34 protein-coding genes are annotated in these 19,387 nt (G+C 35.5%); 33 read left to right on the forward strand and 1 reads right to left on the reverse strand.

What is annotated here, in order from left to right; translation table 11 throughout:
• Positions 1-29 precede the first annotated feature (29 nt).
• The 32 genes from rpsS (at position 30) to DYE31_RS03820 (ending at position 17,927) form a co-directional block, all read left to right on the forward strand.
• A complete protein-coding gene (gene rpsS / locus DYE31_RS03665; protein ID WP_015900973.1) occupies positions 30-308 on the forward strand; it encodes a 30S ribosomal protein S19 in 279 nt (92 codons plus the stop codon).
• A gap of 32 nt (positions 309-340) precedes the next feature.
• Positions 341-694 (forward strand): 50S ribosomal protein L22, encoded by a 354-nt coding sequence (gene rplV, locus DYE31_RS03670; RefSeq protein WP_015900972.1) that lies wholly within the window; start codon positions 341-343, stop codon positions 692-694.
• 23 nt (positions 695-717) lie between these two features.
• Complete coding sequence (gene rpsC, locus DYE31_RS03675; protein ID WP_015900971.1) at positions 718-1,371, forward strand: 30S ribosomal protein S3; 654 nt, start codon at positions 718-720, stop codon at positions 1,369-1,371.
• A 2-nt stretch (positions 1,372-1,373) separates the two neighbouring features.
• On the forward strand, positions 1,374-1,808 hold the full coding sequence (gene rplP / locus DYE31_RS03680) for a 50S ribosomal protein L16 (protein WP_015900970.1): 435 nt from the start codon (positions 1,374-1,376) through the stop codon (positions 1,806-1,808).
• Complete coding sequence (gene rpmC / locus DYE31_RS03685) at positions 1,798-2,007, forward strand: 50S ribosomal protein L29 (protein ID WP_000644737.1); 210 nt, start codon at positions 1,798-1,800, stop codon at positions 2,005-2,007. The genes rplP and rpmC overlap by 11 nt, the downstream gene beginning before the upstream one ends.
• Positions 2,008-2,032: 25 nt before the next feature.
• Positions 2,033-2,296: a 30S ribosomal protein S17 gene (gene rpsQ / locus DYE31_RS03690; protein WP_002432741.1), complete on the forward strand. Its 264-nt coding sequence runs from the start codon at positions 2,033-2,035 to the stop codon at positions 2,294-2,296.
• A gap of 29 nt (positions 2,297-2,325) precedes the next feature.
• Positions 2,326-2,694, forward strand: a complete 369-nt coding sequence (gene rplN, locus DYE31_RS03695; protein ID WP_015900969.1) for a 50S ribosomal protein L14 — start codon at positions 2,326-2,328, stop codon at positions 2,692-2,694.
• Positions 2,695-2,726: 32 nt separating this feature from the next.
• Entirely contained in the window at positions 2,727-3,044 is a 318-nt protein-coding gene (rplX, locus tag DYE31_RS03700; protein WP_015900968.1) for a 50S ribosomal protein L24, read from the forward strand.
• Between the two features lie 25 nt (positions 3,045-3,069).
• Entirely contained in the window at positions 3,070-3,609 is a 540-nt protein-coding gene (rplE, locus tag DYE31_RS03705) for a 50S ribosomal protein L5 (RefSeq protein WP_015900967.1), read from the forward strand.
• Positions 3,610-3,634: 25 nt separating this feature from the next.
• Positions 3,635-3,820, forward strand: a complete 186-nt coding sequence (locus tag DYE31_RS03710) for a type Z 30S ribosomal protein S14 (RefSeq protein ID WP_015900966.1) — start codon at positions 3,635-3,637, stop codon at positions 3,818-3,820.
• Positions 3,821-3,852: 32 nt separating this feature from the next.
• On the forward strand, positions 3,853-4,251 hold the full coding sequence (rpsH, locus tag DYE31_RS03715; RefSeq protein WP_015900965.1) for a 30S ribosomal protein S8: 399 nt from the start codon (positions 3,853-3,855) through the stop codon (positions 4,249-4,251).
• A 25-nt stretch (positions 4,252-4,276) separates the two neighbouring features.
• Complete coding sequence (gene rplF / locus DYE31_RS03720) at positions 4,277-4,813, forward strand: 50S ribosomal protein L6 (RefSeq protein ID WP_015900964.1); 537 nt, start codon at positions 4,277-4,279, stop codon at positions 4,811-4,813.
• A gap of 31 nt (positions 4,814-4,844) precedes the next feature.
• Positions 4,845-5,207, forward strand: coding sequence for a 50S ribosomal protein L18 (gene rplR / locus DYE31_RS03725; protein WP_015900963.1), 363 nt, complete (start codon positions 4,845-4,847; stop codon positions 5,205-5,207).
• Between the two features lie 21 nt (positions 5,208-5,228).
• Positions 5,229-5,729 carry a 30S ribosomal protein S5 gene (rpsE, locus tag DYE31_RS03730; protein WP_015900962.1) on the forward strand — a complete coding sequence of 167 codons (501 nt, stop codon included), beginning with the start codon at positions 5,229-5,231 and terminating at the stop codon, positions 5,727-5,729.
• 16 nt (positions 5,730-5,745) lie between these two features.
• Complete coding sequence (gene rpmD, locus DYE31_RS03735) at positions 5,746-5,934, forward strand: 50S ribosomal protein L30 (protein WP_015900961.1); 189 nt, start codon at positions 5,746-5,748, stop codon at positions 5,932-5,934.
• A 25-nt stretch (positions 5,935-5,959) separates the two neighbouring features.
• On the forward strand, positions 5,960-6,400 hold the full coding sequence (rplO, locus tag DYE31_RS03740) for a 50S ribosomal protein L15 (protein ID WP_015900960.1): 441 nt from the start codon (positions 5,960-5,962) through the stop codon (positions 6,398-6,400).
• Positions 6,400-7,692 (forward strand): preprotein translocase subunit SecY, encoded by a 1,293-nt coding sequence (gene secY, locus DYE31_RS03745; protein WP_015900959.1) that lies wholly within the window; start codon positions 6,400-6,402, stop codon positions 7,690-7,692. Before rplO ends, secY begins: the two co-directional genes overlap by 1 nt.
• Before the next feature lie 16 nt (positions 7,693-7,708).
• The gene (locus tag DYE31_RS03750; protein WP_015900958.1) at positions 7,709-8,359 is read left to right on the forward strand and encodes an adenylate kinase; all 651 of its coding nucleotides are present in this window, start codon (positions 7,709-7,711) and stop codon (positions 8,357-8,359) included.
• A 190-nt stretch (positions 8,360-8,549) separates the two neighbouring features.
• Complete coding sequence (gene infA, locus DYE31_RS03755) at positions 8,550-8,768, forward strand: translation initiation factor IF-1 (protein WP_001118443.1); 219 nt, start codon at positions 8,550-8,552, stop codon at positions 8,766-8,768.
• Positions 8,769-8,801: 33 nt separating this feature from the next.
• A complete protein-coding gene (gene rpmJ / locus DYE31_RS03760) occupies positions 8,802-8,915 on the forward strand; it encodes a 50S ribosomal protein L36 (protein ID WP_002479550.1) in 114 nt (37 codons plus the stop codon).
• 22 nt (positions 8,916-8,937) lie between these two features.
• Entirely contained in the window at positions 8,938-9,303 is a 366-nt protein-coding gene (gene rpsM / locus DYE31_RS03765) for a 30S ribosomal protein S13 (RefSeq protein ID WP_015900957.1), read from the forward strand.
• 23 nt (positions 9,304-9,326) lie between these two features.
• On the forward strand, positions 9,327-9,716 hold the full coding sequence (rpsK, locus tag DYE31_RS03770) for a 30S ribosomal protein S11 (protein ID WP_015900956.1): 390 nt from the start codon (positions 9,327-9,329) through the stop codon (positions 9,714-9,716).
• An 85-nt stretch (positions 9,717-9,801) separates the two neighbouring features.
• Positions 9,802-10,746, forward strand: coding sequence for a DNA-directed RNA polymerase subunit alpha (locus DYE31_RS03775; RefSeq protein WP_015900955.1), 945 nt, complete (start codon positions 9,802-9,804; stop codon positions 10,744-10,746).
• Positions 10,747-10,768: 22 nt separating this feature from the next.
• Positions 10,769-11,137 carry a 50S ribosomal protein L17 gene (rplQ, locus tag DYE31_RS03780; protein WP_015900954.1) on the forward strand — a complete coding sequence of 123 codons (369 nt, stop codon included), beginning with the start codon at positions 10,769-10,771 and terminating at the stop codon, positions 11,135-11,137.
• 355 nt (positions 11,138-11,492) lie between these two features.
• Positions 11,493-12,302 carry an energy-coupling factor transporter ATPase gene (locus DYE31_RS03785; protein WP_371860251.1) on the forward strand — a complete coding sequence of 270 codons (810 nt, stop codon included), beginning with the start codon at positions 11,493-11,495 and terminating at the stop codon, positions 12,300-12,302.
• On the forward strand, positions 12,299-13,162 hold the full coding sequence (locus DYE31_RS03790) for an energy-coupling factor transporter ATPase (protein WP_015900952.1): 864 nt from the start codon (positions 12,299-12,301) through the stop codon (positions 13,160-13,162). Before DYE31_RS03785 ends, DYE31_RS03790 begins: the two co-directional genes overlap by 4 nt.
• Positions 13,152-13,958, forward strand: coding sequence for an energy-coupling factor transporter transmembrane component T family protein (locus tag DYE31_RS03795; protein WP_041613010.1), 807 nt, complete (start codon positions 13,152-13,154; stop codon positions 13,956-13,958). Before DYE31_RS03790 ends, DYE31_RS03795 begins: the two co-directional genes overlap by 11 nt.
• Positions 13,959-13,962: 4 nt before the next feature.
• Positions 13,963-14,766: a tRNA pseudouridine(38-40) synthase TruA gene (gene truA / locus DYE31_RS03800; protein ID WP_015900950.1), complete on the forward strand. Its 804-nt coding sequence runs from the start codon at positions 13,963-13,965 to the stop codon at positions 14,764-14,766.
• A gap of 214 nt (positions 14,767-14,980) precedes the next feature.
• Entirely contained in the window at positions 14,981-15,418 is a 438-nt protein-coding gene (gene rplM, locus DYE31_RS03805) for a 50S ribosomal protein L13 (RefSeq protein ID WP_015900949.1), read from the forward strand.
• Positions 15,419-15,437: 19 nt separating this feature from the next.
• Positions 15,438-15,830, forward strand: a complete 393-nt coding sequence (gene rpsI, locus DYE31_RS03810; protein WP_015900948.1) for a 30S ribosomal protein S9 — start codon at positions 15,438-15,440, stop codon at positions 15,828-15,830.
• A 99-nt stretch (positions 15,831-15,929) separates the two neighbouring features.
• Positions 15,930-16,397, forward strand: coding sequence for a MarR family transcriptional regulator (locus DYE31_RS03815; RefSeq protein WP_015900947.1), 468 nt, complete (start codon positions 15,930-15,932; stop codon positions 16,395-16,397).
• A gap of 156 nt (positions 16,398-16,553) precedes the next feature.
• Complete coding sequence (locus tag DYE31_RS03820) at positions 16,554-17,927, forward strand: DHA2 family efflux MFS transporter permease subunit (RefSeq protein ID WP_371860250.1); 1,374 nt, start codon at positions 16,554-16,556, stop codon at positions 17,925-17,927.
• Positions 17,928-17,984: 57 nt separating this feature from the next.
• On the opposite strand, the gene DYE31_RS03825 is transcribed toward DYE31_RS03820, so the two are convergent.
• On the reverse strand, positions 17,985-18,527 hold the full coding sequence (locus DYE31_RS03825) for a cysteine hydrolase family protein (protein ID WP_015900945.1): 543 nt from the start codon (positions 18,525-18,527) through the stop codon (positions 17,985-17,987).
• Positions 18,528-18,791: 264 nt separating this feature from the next.
• On the opposite strand from DYE31_RS03825, the gene DYE31_RS03830 reads away from it, so the two are divergent.
• A complete protein-coding gene (locus DYE31_RS03830) occupies positions 18,792-19,331 on the forward strand; it encodes a histidine phosphatase family protein (protein ID WP_015900944.1) in 540 nt (179 codons plus the stop codon).
• The last annotated feature ends 56 nt before the right edge of the window (positions 19,332-19,387 follow it).

A 19,387-nucleotide genomic window follows, 5' to 3' on the forward strand; every position in this document is an offset into this window, starting at 1 on the left:
ACGCACATAATAAGAAGGGAGGCGCCAAAATGGCTCGTAGTATTAAAAAAGGACCTTTCGTCGACAACCACTTAATGAAAAAAGTGGAAGCTCAGGAAGGTAATCAGAAAAAAACAGTGATTAAAACTTGGTCACGTCGTTCAACTATTTTCCCTAATTTCATCGGTATCACTTTTGCTGTATACGATGGACGTAAACATGTACCTGTTTATGTAACTGAAGATATGGTTGGTCACAAATTAGGTGAATTTGCTCCAACTCGTACATTTAAAGGACATGCTGTAGACGACAAAAAGACTAGAAGATAAATTACTTTTCATAAGTAGAGGAGGAGAAACAAATGGAAGCAAAAGCGGTTGCTAGAACTATCAGAATCGCACCTCGTAAAGTCAGATTAGTATTAGACTTGATCAGAGGCAAAAACGTTGGTGAAGCTATTGCCATCTTAAAATTAACTAACAAAGCTTCATCACCAGTTGTTGAAAAATTATTGATGTCCGCTTTAGCTAATGCAGAGCACAACTATGACATGAATACAGATGAATTAGTTGTAAAAGAAGCATATGCTAACGAAGGACCAACTTTAAAACGTTTCCGTCCACGTGCTCAAGGACGTGCAAGTGCAATTAACAAACGTACAAGCCACATTACAATTGTCGTAAGTGACGGCAAAGAAGAAGCTAAAGAAGCTTAATAACTTTCTAAGGAGGGAATACTGTGGGTCAAAAAATTAATCCAATCGGACTTCGTGTTGGTATCATCCGTGATTGGGATGCAAAATGGTATGCTGAGAAAGATTTCTCTACATTACTTCACGAAGATTTGAAAATCCGTAAGTTCATTGATAACGAATTAAAAGAAGCATCAGTTTCTAACGTAGAAATCGAACGTGCTGCTAACCGCATCAACATTGCAATCCACACTGGTAAACCAGGTATGGTAATTGGTAAAGGCGGTTCAGAAATTGAAAAACTTCGTAATAAATTAAACAAATTAACAGGCAAACGTGTACACATTAACGTAATCGAAATCAAAAAAGTTGATTTAGATGCTCGTTTAGTTGCTGAGAATATTGCGCGTCAATTAGAAAACCGTGCATCATTCCGTCGTGTACAAAAACAAGCTATTTCAAGAGCTATGAAACTAGGAGCTTTAGGTGTTAAAACTCAAGTTTCAGGTCGTTTAGGCGGAGCTGATATTGCTCGTGCTGAAAGATATTCAGAAGGAACTGTTCCACTTCACACATTACGTGCTGACATTGATTATGCACATGCTGAAGCTGATACAACATACGGTAAACTTGGTGTTAAAGTATGGATCTATCGTGGAGAAGTTCTTCCTACTAAGAATAATAGTGAAGGAGGAAAATAATAATGTTACTACCAAAACGTGTAAAATATCGTCGTCAACATCGTCCAAAAACAACAGGACGTTCTAAAGGCGGTAACTTCGTAACATTCGGTGAGTATGGATTACAAGCTATTACAACTTCTTGGATCACATCTCGTCAAATCGAATCTGCTCGTATTGCGATGACTCGTTATATGAAACGTGGCGGGAAAGTTTGGATCAAAATCTTCCCTCATACACCTTACACTAAAAAACCTTTAGAAGTACGTATGGGTGCTGGTAAAGGTGCAGTTGAAGGTTGGATCGCAGTAGTTAAACCAGGTAGAATCTTATTTGAAGTTGCAGGCGTGTCAGAAGAAGTTGCTCGTGAAGCATTACGTTTAGCAAGTCACAAACTTCCAGTAAAAACTAAGTTTGTAAAACGTGAAGAATTGGGTGGTGAATCAAATGAAAGCTAAGGAAATTAGAGACTTAACCACTTCAGAAATCGAAGAACAAATCAAATCTTCAAAAGAAGAGCTTTTTAACCTACGCTTTCAATTAGCTACAGGACAATTAGAGGAAACTGCACGTATTCGTACAGTAAGAAAAACGATTGCACGTCTAAAAACTGTTGCTCGTGAAAGAGAAATTGAACAAAGCAAGGCTAATCAATAATTAACTGAAAGAGGAGGTTACAAAAGTGAGTGAAAGAAATGATCGTAAAGTATACGTAGGCAGAGTCGTTTCAGACAAAATGGACAAAACTATTACTGTACTAGTAGAAACTTACAAAACTCATAAATTATACGGTAAACGAGTAAAATATTCTAAAAAATATAAAACTCATGATGAAAACAATTCAGCTAAATTAGGAGACATCGTTAAAATTCAAGAAACTCGTCCTTTATCAGCAACAAAACGTTTTCGTTTAGTAGAAATTGTTGAAGAATCAGTAATTATTTAATCAATCGAAAGATAAGGGAGGTTTAATTCATGATCCAACAAGAAACACGCTTGAAAGTAGCAGACAACTCTGGTGCTCGTGAAGTACTTACAATTAAAGTATTAGGCGGATCAGGACGCAAAACAGCGAATATCGGCGACGTAATCGTGTGTACTGTTAAAAATGCTACACCAGGAGGCGTTGTCAAAAAAGGCGAAGTTGTCAAAGCTGTTGTAGTTCGTACTAAATCAGGTGTTCGTCGTAAAGATGGTTCTTACATCAAATTTGATGAAAATGCATGTGTAGTTATCCGTGACGATAAAAGTCCACGTGGAACTCGTATCTTCGGACCAGTTGCCCGTGAATTACGTGACAACAACTACATGAAAATTATTTCATTAGCACCAGAAGTACTATAATTAATAATAAACAAATCTAAGGAGGTGCCCACATGCATATCAAAAAAGGTGACAACGTAATCGTTATCTCAGGTAAAGATAAAGGTAAAACAGGTGTAGTACAATCTACAGAACCTAAAAAAGACCGTGTCGTTGTGGAAGGTGTTAACATCATTAAAAAGCACCAAAAACCAACTCAATTTAATCCAGAAGGTGGAATCTTAGAAACTGAAGCACCAATTCATGTTTCTAACGTACAATTATTAGACCCTAAAACAAATGAACCAACACGTGTTGGCTACAAATTTGTAGATGGTAAAAAAATTCGTATCGCTAAAAAATCAGGCGAAGAAATCAAATCTAATAATTAATAACTAGTTGAAAGGAGGATCCACTTTGAGCCGTTTAAAAGAAAAATTCAATACTGAAGTTACTGAGAACTTAATGAAAGAATTCAATTACAGTTCAGTAATGGAAGTTCCAAAAATCGATAAAATCGTTGTGAACATGGGTGTAGGTGACGCAGTTCAAAACTCTAAAGTTTTAGATAACGCTGTAGAAGAGTTAGAATTAATTACTGGTCAAAAACCATTAATCACAAAAGCCAAAAAATCAGTTGCGACATTCCGTTTACGTGAAGGTATGCCTATCGGTGCGAAAGTAACACTTCGTGGCGACAGAATGTATGAATTCCTAGACAAATTGATCGCAGTATCATTACCACGTGTACGTGACTTCCACGGTGTTTCTAAAAAAGCATTCGATGGTCGCGGTAACTACACTTTAGGTATTAAAGAACAATTAATTTTCCCAGAAATCGACTATGATAAAGTAAGTAAAGTAAGAGGAATGGATATCGTTATCGTTACGACTGCGAACACAGATGAAGAAGGTCGTGAATTGTTGAAACAATTCGGTATGCCATTTCAAAAATAAGCTCTAAATAAAGGAGGCTAATTAAGTGGCTAAAAAATCAATGGTTGTAAAATCATCTAAAAAACAAAAATTCCCAGTTCGTGAATATACGCGTTGTGAACGCTGTGGTCGTCCACATTCTGTATACCGCAAATTCAAATTATGCCGTATCTGTTTCCGTGAATTAGCTTACAAAGGCCAAATCCCTGGCGTACGTAAAGCTAGCTGGTAATTAAAGAGAGTCTTGAAAGGAGGCAACAATCTATGACAATGTCAGATCCAATCGCAGATATGCTAACTCGTGTAAGAAACGCAAACATGGTGCGTCATGAAAAAATCGAGTTGCCTGCGTCAAATATCAAAAAACAAATTGCTGAAATCTTAAAAAGTGAAGGTTTCATTAAAAACGTTGAATTCGTAGAAGATGATAAACAAGGTGTTTTACGTTTGTTCCTTAAATACGGTCAAAATAACGAACGCGTTATCACAGGTTTAAAACGTATTTCTAAACCAGGTTTACGTGTTTATGCTAAAGCAGACGAAGTACCTAAAGTATTAAACGGTTTAGGTATTGCATTAGTTTCAACTTCTGAAGGTATCGTTACTGACAGAGAAGCAAGAAAACGTAATGTAGGCGGAGAAGTACTAGCATACGTTTGGTAATAAATAATTAAGGAGGTGCCCATAAATGAGCCGTGTAGGTAAGAAAATCATTGAAATTCCTAGTGATGTAACAGTAGACATCAAAGGAAACGTTATCACAGTCAAAGGTCCTAAAGGTGAATTAACTAGAACTTTTGACGACAGCATGTCATACAAATTAGAAGACAACACATTAGAAGTTGTACGTCCATCTGATTCTCAAAAAGACAGAACAGTTCACGGAACAACTCGTGCGTTGATTAACAATATGGTACAAGGTGTTTCTAAAGGATTCGAAAAAACTTTAGAATTAATCGGTGTAGGTTACCGTGCACAATTGCAAGGTAGCAACTTAGTTCTTAACGTTGGTTACTCACACCCAGTTGAATTCAAACCAGAAGATGGTATCACTTTCACTGTTGAAAAAAATACTACAGTTAAGGTTGAAGGTATTTCTAAAGAATTAGTTGGAGCTACTGCTTCAAATATTCGTGCCGTAAGACCTCCTGAACCTTATAAAGGTAAAGGTATCCGTTACCAAGGCGAATATGTTCGTCGTAAAGAAGGTAAAACTGGTAAATAATAAATAACTCTCTAAGAAAGGAGAATAAAGCATGATCAGCAAAATTGATAAAAATAAAGTGCGCTTAAAAAGACATGCACGTGTACGTTCTAACTTATCTGGTACAGCTCAAAAACCACGTTTAAACGTATACCGTTCAAACAAACACATCTATGCACAAATCATCGATGACACTAAAGGCGTAACTTTAGTTCAAGCATCAACTCAAGATAAAGATTTCGAAAATGAAACTGGTTCAAAAGTTGAATTATCTTCTAAAGTCGGAGAAGCAATTGCGAAAAAAGCAGCTGATAAAGGTATCACTGAAATTGTCTTCGACCGCGGAGGTTACTTATACCATGGACGTGTTAAAGCATTAGCAGATGCAGCACGTGAAAATGGATTACAATTTTAATAATAAAAGGAGGGACAATAGATGGCTCGTAGAGATGAAGAAGCTAAAGAATTTGAAGAACGCGTTGTAACGATCAACCGTGTTGCGAAAGTTGTAAAAGGTGGACGTCGTTTCCGTTTCACTGCATTAGTAGTTGTAGGTGATAAAAAAGGACGTGTCGGATTCGGTACTGGTAAAGCACAAGAGGTGCCTGAAGCAATCAAAAAAGCAGTAGAAGCTGCTAAAAAAGATTTAGTTACAGTTAACCGTGTAGAAGGTACTACTCCACACACTATCACTGGCCGTTTCGGTTCAGGAAGTGTATTATTGAAACCAGCAGCACCTGGTACTGGTGTAATTGCAGGTGGACCAGTTCGTGCCGTATTAGAATTAGCAGGTATCACTGATATCTTAAGTAAATCATTAGGTTCAAACACTCCAATTAACATGGTTCGTGCTACTCTTAATGGTTTAGAAAATCTTAAAAATGCTGAAGAAGTTGCGAAATTACGTGGCAAATCAGTAGAAGAATTATACAATTAAGGAGGGAAAATGAATAATGGCTAAATTACAAGTTACCCTCACTCGCAGTGTGATTGGACGTCCTGAAACTCAACGTAAAACTGTAGAAGCTTTAGGTTTGAAAAAAACTAACTCTTCAGTTGTACTTGAAGACAACGTTGCTAATCGCGGGCAAATTAATAAAGTAAGTCACTTAGTTACAGTAGAAGAAGTAGACGCTAAATAAGAAATAAAATCAAGGAGGTGCCGAAATGAAATTACATGAATTATATCCAGCAGAAGGATCACGTAAAGTACGCAACCGCGTAGGTCGTGGTGCTGCTACAGGTAATGGTAAAACAAGTGGACGTGGACAAAAAGGTCAAAAAGCACGTTCAGGCGGTAAAGTAAGACCAGGATTTGAAGGTGGACAATTACCTTTATTCCGTCGTTTACCAAAACGTGGATTCACTAACATTAACCGTAAAGAATTCGCAGTTGTTAACTTAGAACAACTAAACAGATTTGAAGAAGGTACAGAAGTTACTCCTGAGCTTTTAATCGAAACTGGTGTGGTTAAAAACGCTAAAGCGGGTATCAAAGTATTAGGTAATGGTTCTCTAGAGAAAAAATTAACAGTAAAAGCGCATAATTTCTCTGCATCTGCAGCTGAAGCAATTGATGCTAAAGGTGGAGCACACGAGGTGATCTAATGTTTGAAACATTTGTTAACTTCTTTAAAACTAAAGAAGTACGGAACAAGATCTTTTTTACGCTCGCAATGCTAGTTATTTTTAAAATAGGTACTTATATACCTGCGCCTGGAGTCAATCCAGCTGCATTTGATAACAATCAAGGTTCTCAAGGTGTCACTGATTTATTAAATACTTTTGGTGGCGGAGCCTTGAAGAACTTTTCCATATTTGCAATGGGTATCATGCCCTACATCACTGCTTCAATCGTAATGCAGTTATTGCAAATGGATATTGTTCCGAAATTTACAGAATGGGCTAAACAGGGTGATGTTGGACGTAAGAAATTAAATAACGTTACACGTTATTTTGCGATTATCTTAGCGTTTATCCAATCCATCGGTATGGCATTCCAGTTTAATAACTATTTGAAGGGCGCATTGATTATTGATCCTTCTCCGATGAGTTATTTGTTAATTGCTATTGTATTAACAACTGGTACTGCATTCTTATTATGGTTAGGTGAACAAATCACTCAGTATGGTGTAGGTAATGGTATTTCAATCATTATCTTTGCTGGTATTTTGTCAACATTGCCATCATCGCTTATTCAGTTTTATCAACAAGCCTTTGTCGGGCAAAGTGATACAACTATGGCATGGTTGCAAGTTGCTGGTTTAGTTATTGGTTTAGTACTATTGACTATGGGTGCTGTTTACGTACTTCAAGCTGTACGTAAAATTCCTATTCAATATGCTAAAAAGCAATCTACTCAGCGTTTAGGATCAAATGCAACGTATTTGCCGTTAAAAGTTAACTCAGCAGGGGTTATCCCAGTTATCTTCGCAATGGCATTCTTCTTGTTGCCTAGAACATTAACAATGTTCTTCCCTAAAGCAGATTGGGCTCAGCAAATTGCTAATACAGCCAATCCATCAAGTAATATCGGAATGGTAATTTATATTATCTTGATCATTGCATTTACTTACTTCTATGCATTTGTTCAAGTTAATCCTGAAAAAATGTCTGACAACCTTAAGAAACAAGGCAGTTACGTTCCAGGTATTAGACCTGGTGAACAAACTAAAAAGTATATTACTAAAGTTTTATATCGTTTAACTTTTGTTGGTTCTATATTCTTGGCAGTTATCGCTATCTTGCCGATACTAGCTACTAAGTTTATGAACTTACCGCAGTCAATCCAAGTCGGCGGTACAAGCTTATTAATCGTTATCGGTGTTGCAATCGAAACGATGAAGAGTTTGGAAGCGCAAGTTAACCAAAAAGAATATAAAGGCTTTGGTGGTAGATAAACTGTAGGAGGGCAATATGAATATCATCTTAATGGGTTTACCTGGTGCAGGTAAAGGAACTCAAGCGAGTGAAATAGTTAAGAAATTCCCTATTCCGCATATATCTACAGGTGATATGTTTAGAAAAGCTATCAAAGACCAAACTGAATTAGGTAAAGAAGCTAAATCTTATATGGATCGCGGCGAACTTGTACCTGATGAAGTTACTGTGGGTATCGTTAAAGAAAGACTTTCTGAAGACGATGCGAAAAAAGGATTTTTATTAGATGGTTTCCCACGTACACTTGAACAAGCAGAAGCATTAAGTAAAATCATGAAAGAACTTGACAGAAAGATTGATGCAGTCATCAACATTGAAGTTCCAGAAGAAGAACTTATGAATCGACTCACTGGACGTCGTATTTGCGAAGTTTGCGGAACGACTTATCATCTTGTGTTCAATCCTCCAAAAGTTGACGGTGTCTGTGATCTTGACGGTGGTAAATTATACCAACGTGAAGACGACAACCCAGAAACAGTTGCAAAACGTTTAGAAGTCAATGTTAAGCAGTCAAAACCTATCATTGAATACTATGATAAAGAAGGCATTTTGCAAAACATTGACGGTTCTGGAGATATTGAAAAAGTTACAGATTCTGTAATTGATATCCTAGACAATCTTAAGTAATTCAACATTGCTGCTTGTTTGTTGAATGAAGGTAATATCAAATTGTTAGTCTCTTAGTATTTAGCGTATTAAGAGTGACAAAATAACGATAATGATTCCCGAAATTTTGTTCAACACTAAAGACAACGGCAGTATGTCTAACATTTTCCAATAGACATTAACTAATAATGCAAAAGGGGGAATTGTTCTAATGGCAAAACAAGATGTAATTGAATTAGAAGGTACAGTACTAGATACTTTACCAAATGCAATGTTTAAAGTAGAATTAGAAAATGGTCATGAGATTTTAGCACACGTTAGTGGTAAAATCAGAATGAATTATATTCGAATTCTACCTGGCGACAAAGTAACTGTAGAAATGTCTCCATACGATTTAACTCGTGGAAGAATCACTTATCGTTATAAATAATTCGTCACTCCATAATTATAGGGAGGTATAAAAATGAAAGTAAGACCATCAGTAAAACCTATTTGCGAAAAATGCAAAGTCATTAAACGTAAAGGTAAAGTAATGATCATTTGTGAAAATCCGAAACACAAACAAAGACAAGGTTAATAAAAGAGAGGTGTAAAATAATATGGCACGTATTGCAGGAATCGATATTCCACGCGAAAAACGCGTTGTAATTTCATTAACTTATATCTACGGTGTAGGTAAATCAACTGCGGCTAAAATTTTAGAAGAAGCTAATGTTTCTCCTGACACTCGCGTTAAAGATTTAACAGACGACGAATTAGGTCGTATCCGTGAAACTGTTGACGCATACAAAGTTGAAGGTGACTTACGTCGTGAACAAAACTTAAACATTAAACGTTTGATGGAAATTTCATCTTACCGTGGTATCCGTCACCGTCGTGGCTTACCAGTTCGTGGTCAAAAAACTAAAAATAACGCTCGTACGCGTAAAGGCCCAGTTAAAACTGTAGCTAACAAGAAAAAATAATAGGTAAAGGAGGAAAATTTTAAATGGCACGTAAACAAGTATCTCGTAAACGTAGAGTGAAAAAGAATGTTGAAAATGGTGTGGCACACATCCGTTCAACTTTCAATAATACAATCGTAACAATTACTGATGAATTCGGTAATGCATTATCATGGTCATCAGCAGGTGCACTTGGTTTTAAAGGTTCTAAAAAATCAACACCTTTCGCTGCTCAAATGGCTTCTGAAACTGCTTCAAAAACAGCTATGGAACATGGCTTGAAATCAGTTGAAGTAACAGTAAAAGGACCTGGTCCTGGTCGTGAATCAGCTATTCGTGCGTTGCAATCAGCTGGTTTAGAAGTAACAGCTATCAGAGACGTTACTCCAGTACCTCATAACGGTTGCCGTCCGCCAAAACGTCGTCGCGTATAATATTATAGTTGAATGTTATGTTCCGCAGATCACTGAGATAAGCAGTATCTTATAAGTCGACGTAACCAAGGAGGATATGTAAATAATGATAGAAATTGAAAAACCTAGAATTGAGACAATTGAAATTAGTGAAGATGCTAAATTCGGTAAGTTTGTTGTTGAACCACTAGAACGTGGCTATGGCACTACGCTAGGAAACTCCTTACGTCGTATCCTACTATCTTCATTGCCAGGTGCAGCTGTTAAATACATCGAGATCGAAGGCGTTCTCCATGAATTCTCAGCAATTGATAACGTAGTAGAAGACGTATCTACAATCATTATGAATATTAAGGAACTTGCTCTTAAAATTTATTCTGAAGAAGACAAAACGTTAGAAATCGATGTTAAAGATGAAGGCGAAGTTACAGCAGCAGACATTACTCACGACAGTGATGTTGAAATTTTAAACCCAGAGCTTAAAATTGCGACTGTATCTAAAGGTGGACACTTAAAAATCCGTCTAGTTGCTAATAAGGGTAGAGGTTACGCATTAGCTGAACAAAATAATACTAGTGATTTACCAATCGGTGTTATCCCAGTTGACTCATTATACTCACCAGTAGAAAGAGTTAACTATACAGTTGAAAACACTCGTGTAGGTCAAAGTAGTGATTTTGATAAGTTAACATTAGATGTATGGACTGATGGTTCTATCACTCCACAAGAATCAGTTTCATTAGCAGCAAAAATTTTAACTGAACACTTGAACATCTTTGTTGGATTAACTGATGAAGCAAAAAATGCTGAAATCATGATTGAAAAAGAAGAAGATCAAAAAGAAAAAGTGCTTGAAATGTCTATTGAAGAATTAGACTTATCAGTACGTTCTTATAACTGCTTAAAACGTGCAGGAATCAATACTGTTCAAGAATTGGCTGACAAATCTGAAGCAGATATGATGAAAGTACGTAATTTAGGTCGTAAATCTTTAGAAGAAGTAAAATACAAACTCGAAGATCTAGGCTTAGGTCTAAGAAAAGAAGATTGATAAAGGTAAAGGAGGTTAACTCATGGGTTACAGAAAATTAGGTCGTACATCTGATCAACGTAAAGCTATGTTACGCGACTTAGCAACTTCACTTATCGTTAATGAGCGTATCGAAACTACTGAAGCTCGCGCGAAAGAATTACGCGGTGTTGTAGATAGTTTGATCACTTTAGGTAAAAAAGGAGATTTAGCTTCTCGTCGTCAAGCAGCTAAAGTCGTTCGTGATGTTGAAATCTTGAATGAAGATGACACAACACAAACAGCATTACAAAAATTATTCGGTGAAATTGCTCCACGTTACACTGACCGTCAAGGCGGTTACACTCGTGTGCTTAAAGCAGGTCCTCGTCGTGGTGACGGTGCTGAATCAGCAATTATCGAATTAGTTTAATTTGAAGTTATAACTTGAAACTAAGCAAGATGATAAGTAGAAGAACACGATGAGAGCATTGTGCGCTTATCATTGTACTAAAAATAAACACACAGACTTATTGATTATATAAAGCAAATGAGTGCAACGATAATGTTTGCCACATACAAATATTGTCTAGCTCAGAGTACCCCATTCATCTAACTTAATAAATTTAAAGCGTGAACTCAAAAAACAGAATGGGGTGCGCGCTTTTTTATTTTTAAAGCCCCTGACGGTTGTATACGTTTAGGGGCTTTTATCTTATATGTGCGTATACACAAAACTTATATTCATGTACAATTAAAGAGTGAATTCATAATGAAGGGACAGAGCCATTTTGAACAATGAACATATAATAGAATTTGATAATGTTTCATTCCAATATCAAGGCGATGAATGGTTTACGCTAAATGATATCTCATTCAAGATACCTAAAGGTAAATGGACATCAATCGTCGGCCACAATGGTTCTGGGAAGTCGACAATTGCGAAATTGATGATGGGGATGATGCAATATCAAGAAGGACGAATTCTCTTTGAAGATCAAAGAGTAACGCCTCATAATTTAACAGAAATCAGAAAACACATTGGTATTGTTTTTCAAAATCCTGAAAATCAATTTGTAGGTTCAACTGTGCAATATGATGTTGCATTTGGATTAGAAAACTTTATGGTCCCTTATGAAAAAATGCATGAAGAAGTACCAGAAGTACTTAAAGAAGTAGATATGTATGCTCAACGTAATCATGAACCACAAGCATTATCAGGAGGACAAAAGCAGCGTGTAGCCATTGCAGGGGTGTTAGTGCTAAGTCCAGAAGTTATTATTTTAGATGAGGCTACTTCAATGCTGGACCCTGAAGGAAAAGCATCATTAATGCGATTAGTACGGCATTTAAATGAAGATAAGAATGTGACGATAATTTCTATTACCCATGATTTGACTGAAACAGTGGATTCTGATTATATGATTGTGTTAAATCGTGGAAAAGTATATGAAATGGGCACACCTAAAGAAATTTTCGAGAAAGGGTCATCGTTAACAGAAATCGGCTTAGACTTGCCATTTCCAATGAAAATTAATCAAATGCTCGGTAACCCACCTGAGTTTTTGAATTATGATGAATTGGTGGATCGTTTATGAAGGTGAATTTCAAAGACGTGAGTTATATATATCAAAAGGGCACACCCTTTGAATATGAGGCTTTACATCATATAGATACACATTTTGAAGAAGGACGTTATTATGCCATTATCGGGCAAACAGGTTCTGGAAAATCTACTTTAATTCAACAATTCAATGGTCTTTTAAAACCTACATATGGTGTTGTTGAATTGAATGATTTGAAAATTATGGCAAAAACCAAAGATAAAGAGATTCGACCAGTGCGACAAAAAATTGGAATGGTATTTCAATTTCCCGAAGCACAGCTCTTTGAAGACAATGTTGAGAGAGAGATACTTTTCGGTCCTAAAAATTTCAAAATGGATTTAGAAAAAGTAAAGGACTATGCATATCGTTTGTTGATGCAATTAGGATTTGAACGAGATATTATGGAAAAATCTCCTTTTCAAATGTCTGGAGGACAGATGCGCAAAATTGCAATCGTCTCAATTTTGGCTATGGATCCAGATGTGATTATATTAGACGAACCAACAGCAGGTTTAGATCCTAAAAGCCGTATACAGGTAATGTCTTTATTTAAACAGCTTCAAGAAGAACAAGGAAAAACAATTGTACTTGTAACACATGACATGAATGACGTGGCACAGTATGCTGAAAATGTAAAAGTAATGCAAAAGGGATCATTAGTATTCGAAGGGACTCCAAGGGCTTTATTCGGCAGCTTAGAACGTGTGAGAGACTATCATTTGGATTTGCCGGATATTGTGCAACTTCAATATGATTTTGAACAAAAATATAATGTTCAATTGCCTTTCACAGCATTATCAGATGAGGAGTTTATAAAGCTATACAAGGAGTGGCAAACTCATGAAGAATAAATTTATTATTGGTCGTTATTTGCCGCTTGATTCTATGATTCATAACCTGGATCCGAGAGCTAAATTATGCTTTGTATTCTTTTATATAATCCTTGTTTTCTTCTGTCATAATTTCGCAATGTATGGATGGATGCTGCTCATATTATTAATATTAATGTATTGCTCGAAGATTAAATTATTTTATTTACTGAAGGGTCTAACGCCCATTTTATTCTTCTTGATTTTTACATTTTTAATGCATTTATTTTTGACTAAAGGCGGAACAGTTCTATTTCATTGGAAATTCATCACAATTGAAACAGGCGGGATTATTGAAGGTATCTTTATTTGTTGTCGTTTGATGTTCATTATGATGATTTCGACAATTATGACATTGACAACAAGTCCTATTGCATTAACAGACGCATTTGATAAAATTTTAGCACCATTACGTTATCTTAAAATTCCTGTACAACAATTAAGCATGATGATGTCTATTGCGTTGCGTTTTATTCCAACGTTAATGGAAGAACTAGATAAAATTATCCTTGCTCAAAAATCAAGAGGCTCGGAAATTAGTTCGGGTTCAATTGGGCAGAGAATCAAAGCTTTCATTCCTTTGCTTATTCCCTTATTTATTTCAGCTTTCCAACGTGGTGAAGATTTAGCAATTGCAATGGAAGTAAGGGGCTATGATGTAAAGGCCAAACGTACAAGTTATCGTAAATTAAAGTGGCATTGGAAAGATACGCTATTAATCTTATTATTAATTCCAATTGCTGTAATTTTATTTGCACTGAAAAATATAGGAGTGTAGAAATGTGCGGATATTAGTAAAAATTTCATACCAAGGAAGTAATTTTTTAGGATTTCAAATTCAACAGCACGGTAGAACAGTACAACAACAATTTGAGAAAATATTAAAACGCATGCATAAACGTCATGTGCGTATTCATCCATCAAGTCGTACTGACAGAGGTGTGCATGCAATAGAACAATATTTTCACTTTGATACTGAATTAAACATTGCGCCTGATAAGTGGCAGTATGCGATGAATAGCGCTTTACCTGACGACATTTATGTCAACGAGGTATCAATCGTCGATGATGACTTTCATTGTCGCTATGACTGTGTAGGAAAGCGTTACAGATATAAAGTATATCAAGGTAAACATCGTGATGTGTTCATGAGCGGTTTGAAAACCTTTTATGCTGATTCACTCGATTTAGAGAAAATGAATGAAGCAGCCCAACAATTTATAGGAACGCATGATTTCACCGGATTTTGTTCACAAAAAACAGAAGTAGAGAGTAAGGAACGTACTTTATATCAAAGTGAAATAATTAAAACAGAAAATGGGTTTGATTACATTGTGACTGGCTCAGGTTTTCTGTATAATATGGTTCGTGTACTTGTTGCCTTCTTGATTGAAGTAGGCAAAGGTAAACGTCAACCTGAAGAAGTTCCAATTCTTTTGGAAGCTAAAGATCGCAAGCAAGTTCCTTTCACTGCGCCAGCAGAAGGGCTGTATCTAGAAAAAATCTATTTAGCTCCACAAGAATTAATCAATGACTTCGGGCCAGATATTAAAATACATCGTAAAAAATCATTGGAAAATGATTGAATCGTATTGACAAATACTTAGATAAATTATACGATTATATGCGGTATTGTTTTATATCACCACCACGATAAGCCCCGGAAACTTATTGTGTTACTAGATATAGAAGCAAAGTCGAATGAAAATCAACTAAATGAATATTATCTGAGCTTTGAATCGTAACATTGTTTTAAAAAAAGCAACTTGCATAGCAGTTATTATTAGGAGGACAATTATTATGCGTCAAACATTTATGGCTAATGAATCAAACATTGAGCGCAAATGGTATGTTATCGATGCAGCAGGCCAAACTTTAGGTCGCTTATCATCAGAAGTAGCATCTATTTTACGCGGAAAACATAAAGCAACTTATACTCCACACGTTGACAGTGGTGACTACGTAATCATCATCAACGCTGGACAAATCGAAATGACAGGTAAAAAAGCTTCAGACAAAGTTTACTACCGTCACTCTAACTACCCAGGTGGAATTAAATCAATCACAGCTGGTGAATTAAGAGAGAAAAACCCAGAACGTTTACTTGAAATTTCAATCAAAGGCATGTTACCAAGCAGCCGTTTAGGTGAAAAACAAGGTAAAAAATTATTTGTATATGGTGGCGCTGAACATCCACACGCTGCACAACAACCAGAAAACTACGAGTTACGTGGTTAATTAGAAGGAGGAAATTACATTGGCACAAGTTGAATATAGAGGCACAGGCCGTCGTAAAAACTCAGTAGCACGTGTACGTTTAGTACCAGGCGAAGGTAACATCACTGTAAATGGTAAAGACGTACGTGAATATTTACCATTCGAATCATTAATCTTAGACTTAAACCAACCATTCGAAGTTACAGAAACTAAAGGTAACTACGACGTTTTAGTTAACGTTCACGGTGGCGGTTTCACAGGTCAAGCACAAGCTATCCGTCATGGTATCGCTCGTGCATTATTAGAAGCTGATCCTGAATACAGAAGTTCTTTAAAACGCGCTGGATTACTTACTCGTGACCCACGTATGAAAGAACGTAAAAAACCAGGTCTTAAAAAAGCACGTCGTTCTCCACAATTCTCAAAACGTTAATTGTCGATTTCGATTATATACTCTCAGAGCAAATGCTCTGGGAGTTTTTTTGCGTTATAATAAGATAAAAGGAAAGCTTACGTTAAGGAGTCATAACTTATGAATAAAGAAGAAGAACTCATGTACAACTTCAGAGATTTATTTAATAAGATTGCTTATTTAAATAAGTTTGAAATGGAAGAAGCACTCAAAGGTTTAACTTCTACTGAAGTGCATTGTATTGAAGCCATTGAAGAAAACCTAGACCCTAATGTCAGAAAGCTAGCTGAAATGCTCTATATGACTAGAGGTGCGATCAGTAAACTTACAAAACGATTGATGAAAAAAGAATTGATTGAAAGTTATAGAAAGGAAGATAATAAAAAAGAAATTTACTTCAAGCTAACTGCTGCAGGTCAAAAAATCTATCATACACATGAACAGTTGCATGCTAAATTCCAAAAGCGTGATGAAAAAGTATTTGAAGAGATGGACGATACACAATATCAATTAATGATGGATTTTATTAATCAATATCGTAATCATCTTGATCAAGAAATAAATAAACAAAATCGTACGGTTAATTAAAGGTGACATTCCTGAAAATAAAGGAGTGTCTTTTTTTATCTCTGATTATTGTTGACGAGGAAACAATATCGTGGTAAAGTTTATTTTGTTGAATAGGAAACAATATTTGAAAGGAGTCTTAGTATAGAACATTCTACTAATAAATTACCAAGAGATATTCTAGCAGGTGCCTGGGCGATTGCATTAGGTGCAATTGCACCAATGCTGGATTCTACGATGATTAATATCGCAATTAATCACTTAATCAAAGATTTTCATTCATCCCTTAATATCATTCAATGGGCCATTACAGGTTATATGCTGGCACTGGCAATGGCTGTTCCGGTCTCTGGATGGTTGATGAATCGATTTAATAGTAAAGCAGTTTTTATCAATGCTACTGTAATTTTTGGGATTATTTCATTAATTATCGGCATAAGCACTAATGTATATCTATTTATCGCTTTACGATTAATTCAAGGGTTTAGTGCTGGCGTTATAACGACATTAATGATGTCACTTTTAGTAAAAGTAGCAGGACAAGATAAAATAGGTCGGGTTATGGCAATTGTGAGTACACCTATGATATTCGGTCCGATATTCGGCCCAGTGCTTGGTGGTTTTCTAACACAGTTTTTATCTTGGCGCTGGATATTTTTTATCAATATCTTTGTAGTAATCATAGCAGTTCCATTAATGAATAAATATATTCCGAAATTTACACCATTTAACAAAGAGAAGAAATTAGATGTAGCTGGGATGATTATGTTGATTGTATTTTCTGGTTCATTTATGTATGGCATTAATCAGTTTAGTCAAAGCAGCAGTCATATGTCGGCTAATATTTTCATTGTTATAGGTATTGCAAGTTTAATCTTATACATTTTCTATGATAAAAGAAGACATAGCGAAACGATTCTGCCATTGTCGCTATTTAAATATAAGTCTTTCTCGCTCTCAGGAAGAGGACTACTGTTAGCTAATGCTGCGATTATGGGGCCGATGATTATCTTACCGCTATTGTTTATCAATATTTATCACATGAATATGATTCAAGCTTCTTTAGCGCTCATTCCTCAAGGTTTAGGAATGTTAGTGACAAGACCTTTGATTGGTAAATTAATCGATAGTAAGGGGGCAGAAATTGTAAGTCTTGTTTCAATTCTAATTTCTATAATCAGTACGATTCCTTTTATTTTTATTACGGGTCATACAAGTATATGGTGGTTATACCTCATGCTCTTTATTCGAGGTTGCAGCGTGGGTGGTATAATGCTCGGCTTTACAAGTTCAGCTTATATTGGCTTGGAAGATAAAGACTTACCGCCTGCAGGTGTAGCTATTAATATGATAGAAAATTTAGGCTCAAGTTTTGGAACAGCAATGATTGCGACGATAGCAGCTTTCTTTATGACTTCTAAAGTACCTTCTATGGCTCAAGAATTAAGCGGTTATCAAGGAGGGTTCGCATTATCAGCAGTTTTATTATTCTTCTTGTTAATACCATCTTTAAAACTAAAAAGCCATTCACAAATAACTAATATGTCATAACAAAATAAAGCATGCTTGTTGTAGATTTGAATACTACAATAAGCATGCTTTTTAAAATTATTTTAAGAAAGTATTTGTTGATTCAACTTGTGCAAAAGCTTGCAATGCAGCAATAAAACTAGTTTGTACTTGCTCAGCATTAACTTTATTTTCACTGTATTCAAGAGATCTTGTAGCTGTTGCATCTTCAATTAAAATAGGTTGATAACCTAATTCTGCCGCTGCTCTTGTAGTTGAATCTATACACATATGTGTCATCATTCCACAAATCACAAGTTGTTCTGCATCTAATTCTTTAAGTTTGCTTTGTAAGTTAGTATCTAAAAAGCTGTTTGGGTAATGTTTTACAATAATGTCGTCTTTTTCAGATGGGTTTAATTCTTTTCTTAATTCAACACCTTCAGTACCTTCGATAAAGAATCCGGCATTAGAATCTTCATTAATATGTTGTATATATAAAATCGGTTGATTATCTTTTTTGAAACGTTGTTCTAATTGTAAAACATTCTCTAAAGTAGCTTCCGGTTTAAATAATTCCATATTGCCGCCTTTGAAATAATCGTTTTGAATATCAATAATAATTAATGCTTGTTTTGTCATAATTAAACCTCCAACTTTTGATATTATTATAGTAATACCACTTTGGAACTAAATTAATGGTTGGATGGAAATAGTATCTTTCATTTATTTTCAAGATAAGAAGGTAATTAAATGGATAGTATAGATGAACAGATATTAAAGCTTTTAATAGAGACAGACAATTGACACACAAGGAAATTGGTAAAGAGGTACATATGAGTGATCAAGCTATTGATATCAGAATTAATCAATTGATTAATAAAGAATAGAGGGTGAAAAGTAAAAATGAAAATTTATTTTGTTAGGCATTCTTTAAGAGATAACAGTGTTAAAGAAGATGTCATTGCGCCTTTAACTGAAGAAGGTCATCAAAAAGCTGAGTTACTCATTGAATTCTTTAGGGATAAGAAAATAGAAATGATATTTGCTAGTCCGTATAAGAGGGTTATAGAAACAGTTAGTCCCATTGCTGAAAATTTAAAATTACCTATCAAACAAATTGATGGTTTACGTGAAAGAAAGATAGGTTATTGGGTGGAAGATTTTTACGATTATGCACAACAACAATGGCATGATTTCGATTTTAAATTGGAAAATGGAGAATCTTTAAATGAAGTACAAAATCGAATTGTACAGACATACCAATCCATTATTAAAAACAGTGATTATGAAACTCTCTTAATTGGCGGGCATGGCACAGCTATGTCATTATTATTTAACGATTTGACTAAAGGAAAGTTTAATTATAATGATTTTCTTCAAATGAAAATGCCGTCTATATATATGTGGGATACTGAGACTGAACAACTTACTCATATCCAATAGATAATCTATCAGGTATTCATTAAGTTATTTAAACGATACACGAGGTATAATAATAT

Source organism: Staphylococcus carnosus, from assembly GCF_900458435.1.
Taxonomy (GTDB): Bacteria; Bacillota; Bacilli; order Staphylococcales; family Staphylococcaceae; genus Staphylococcus; species Staphylococcus carnosus.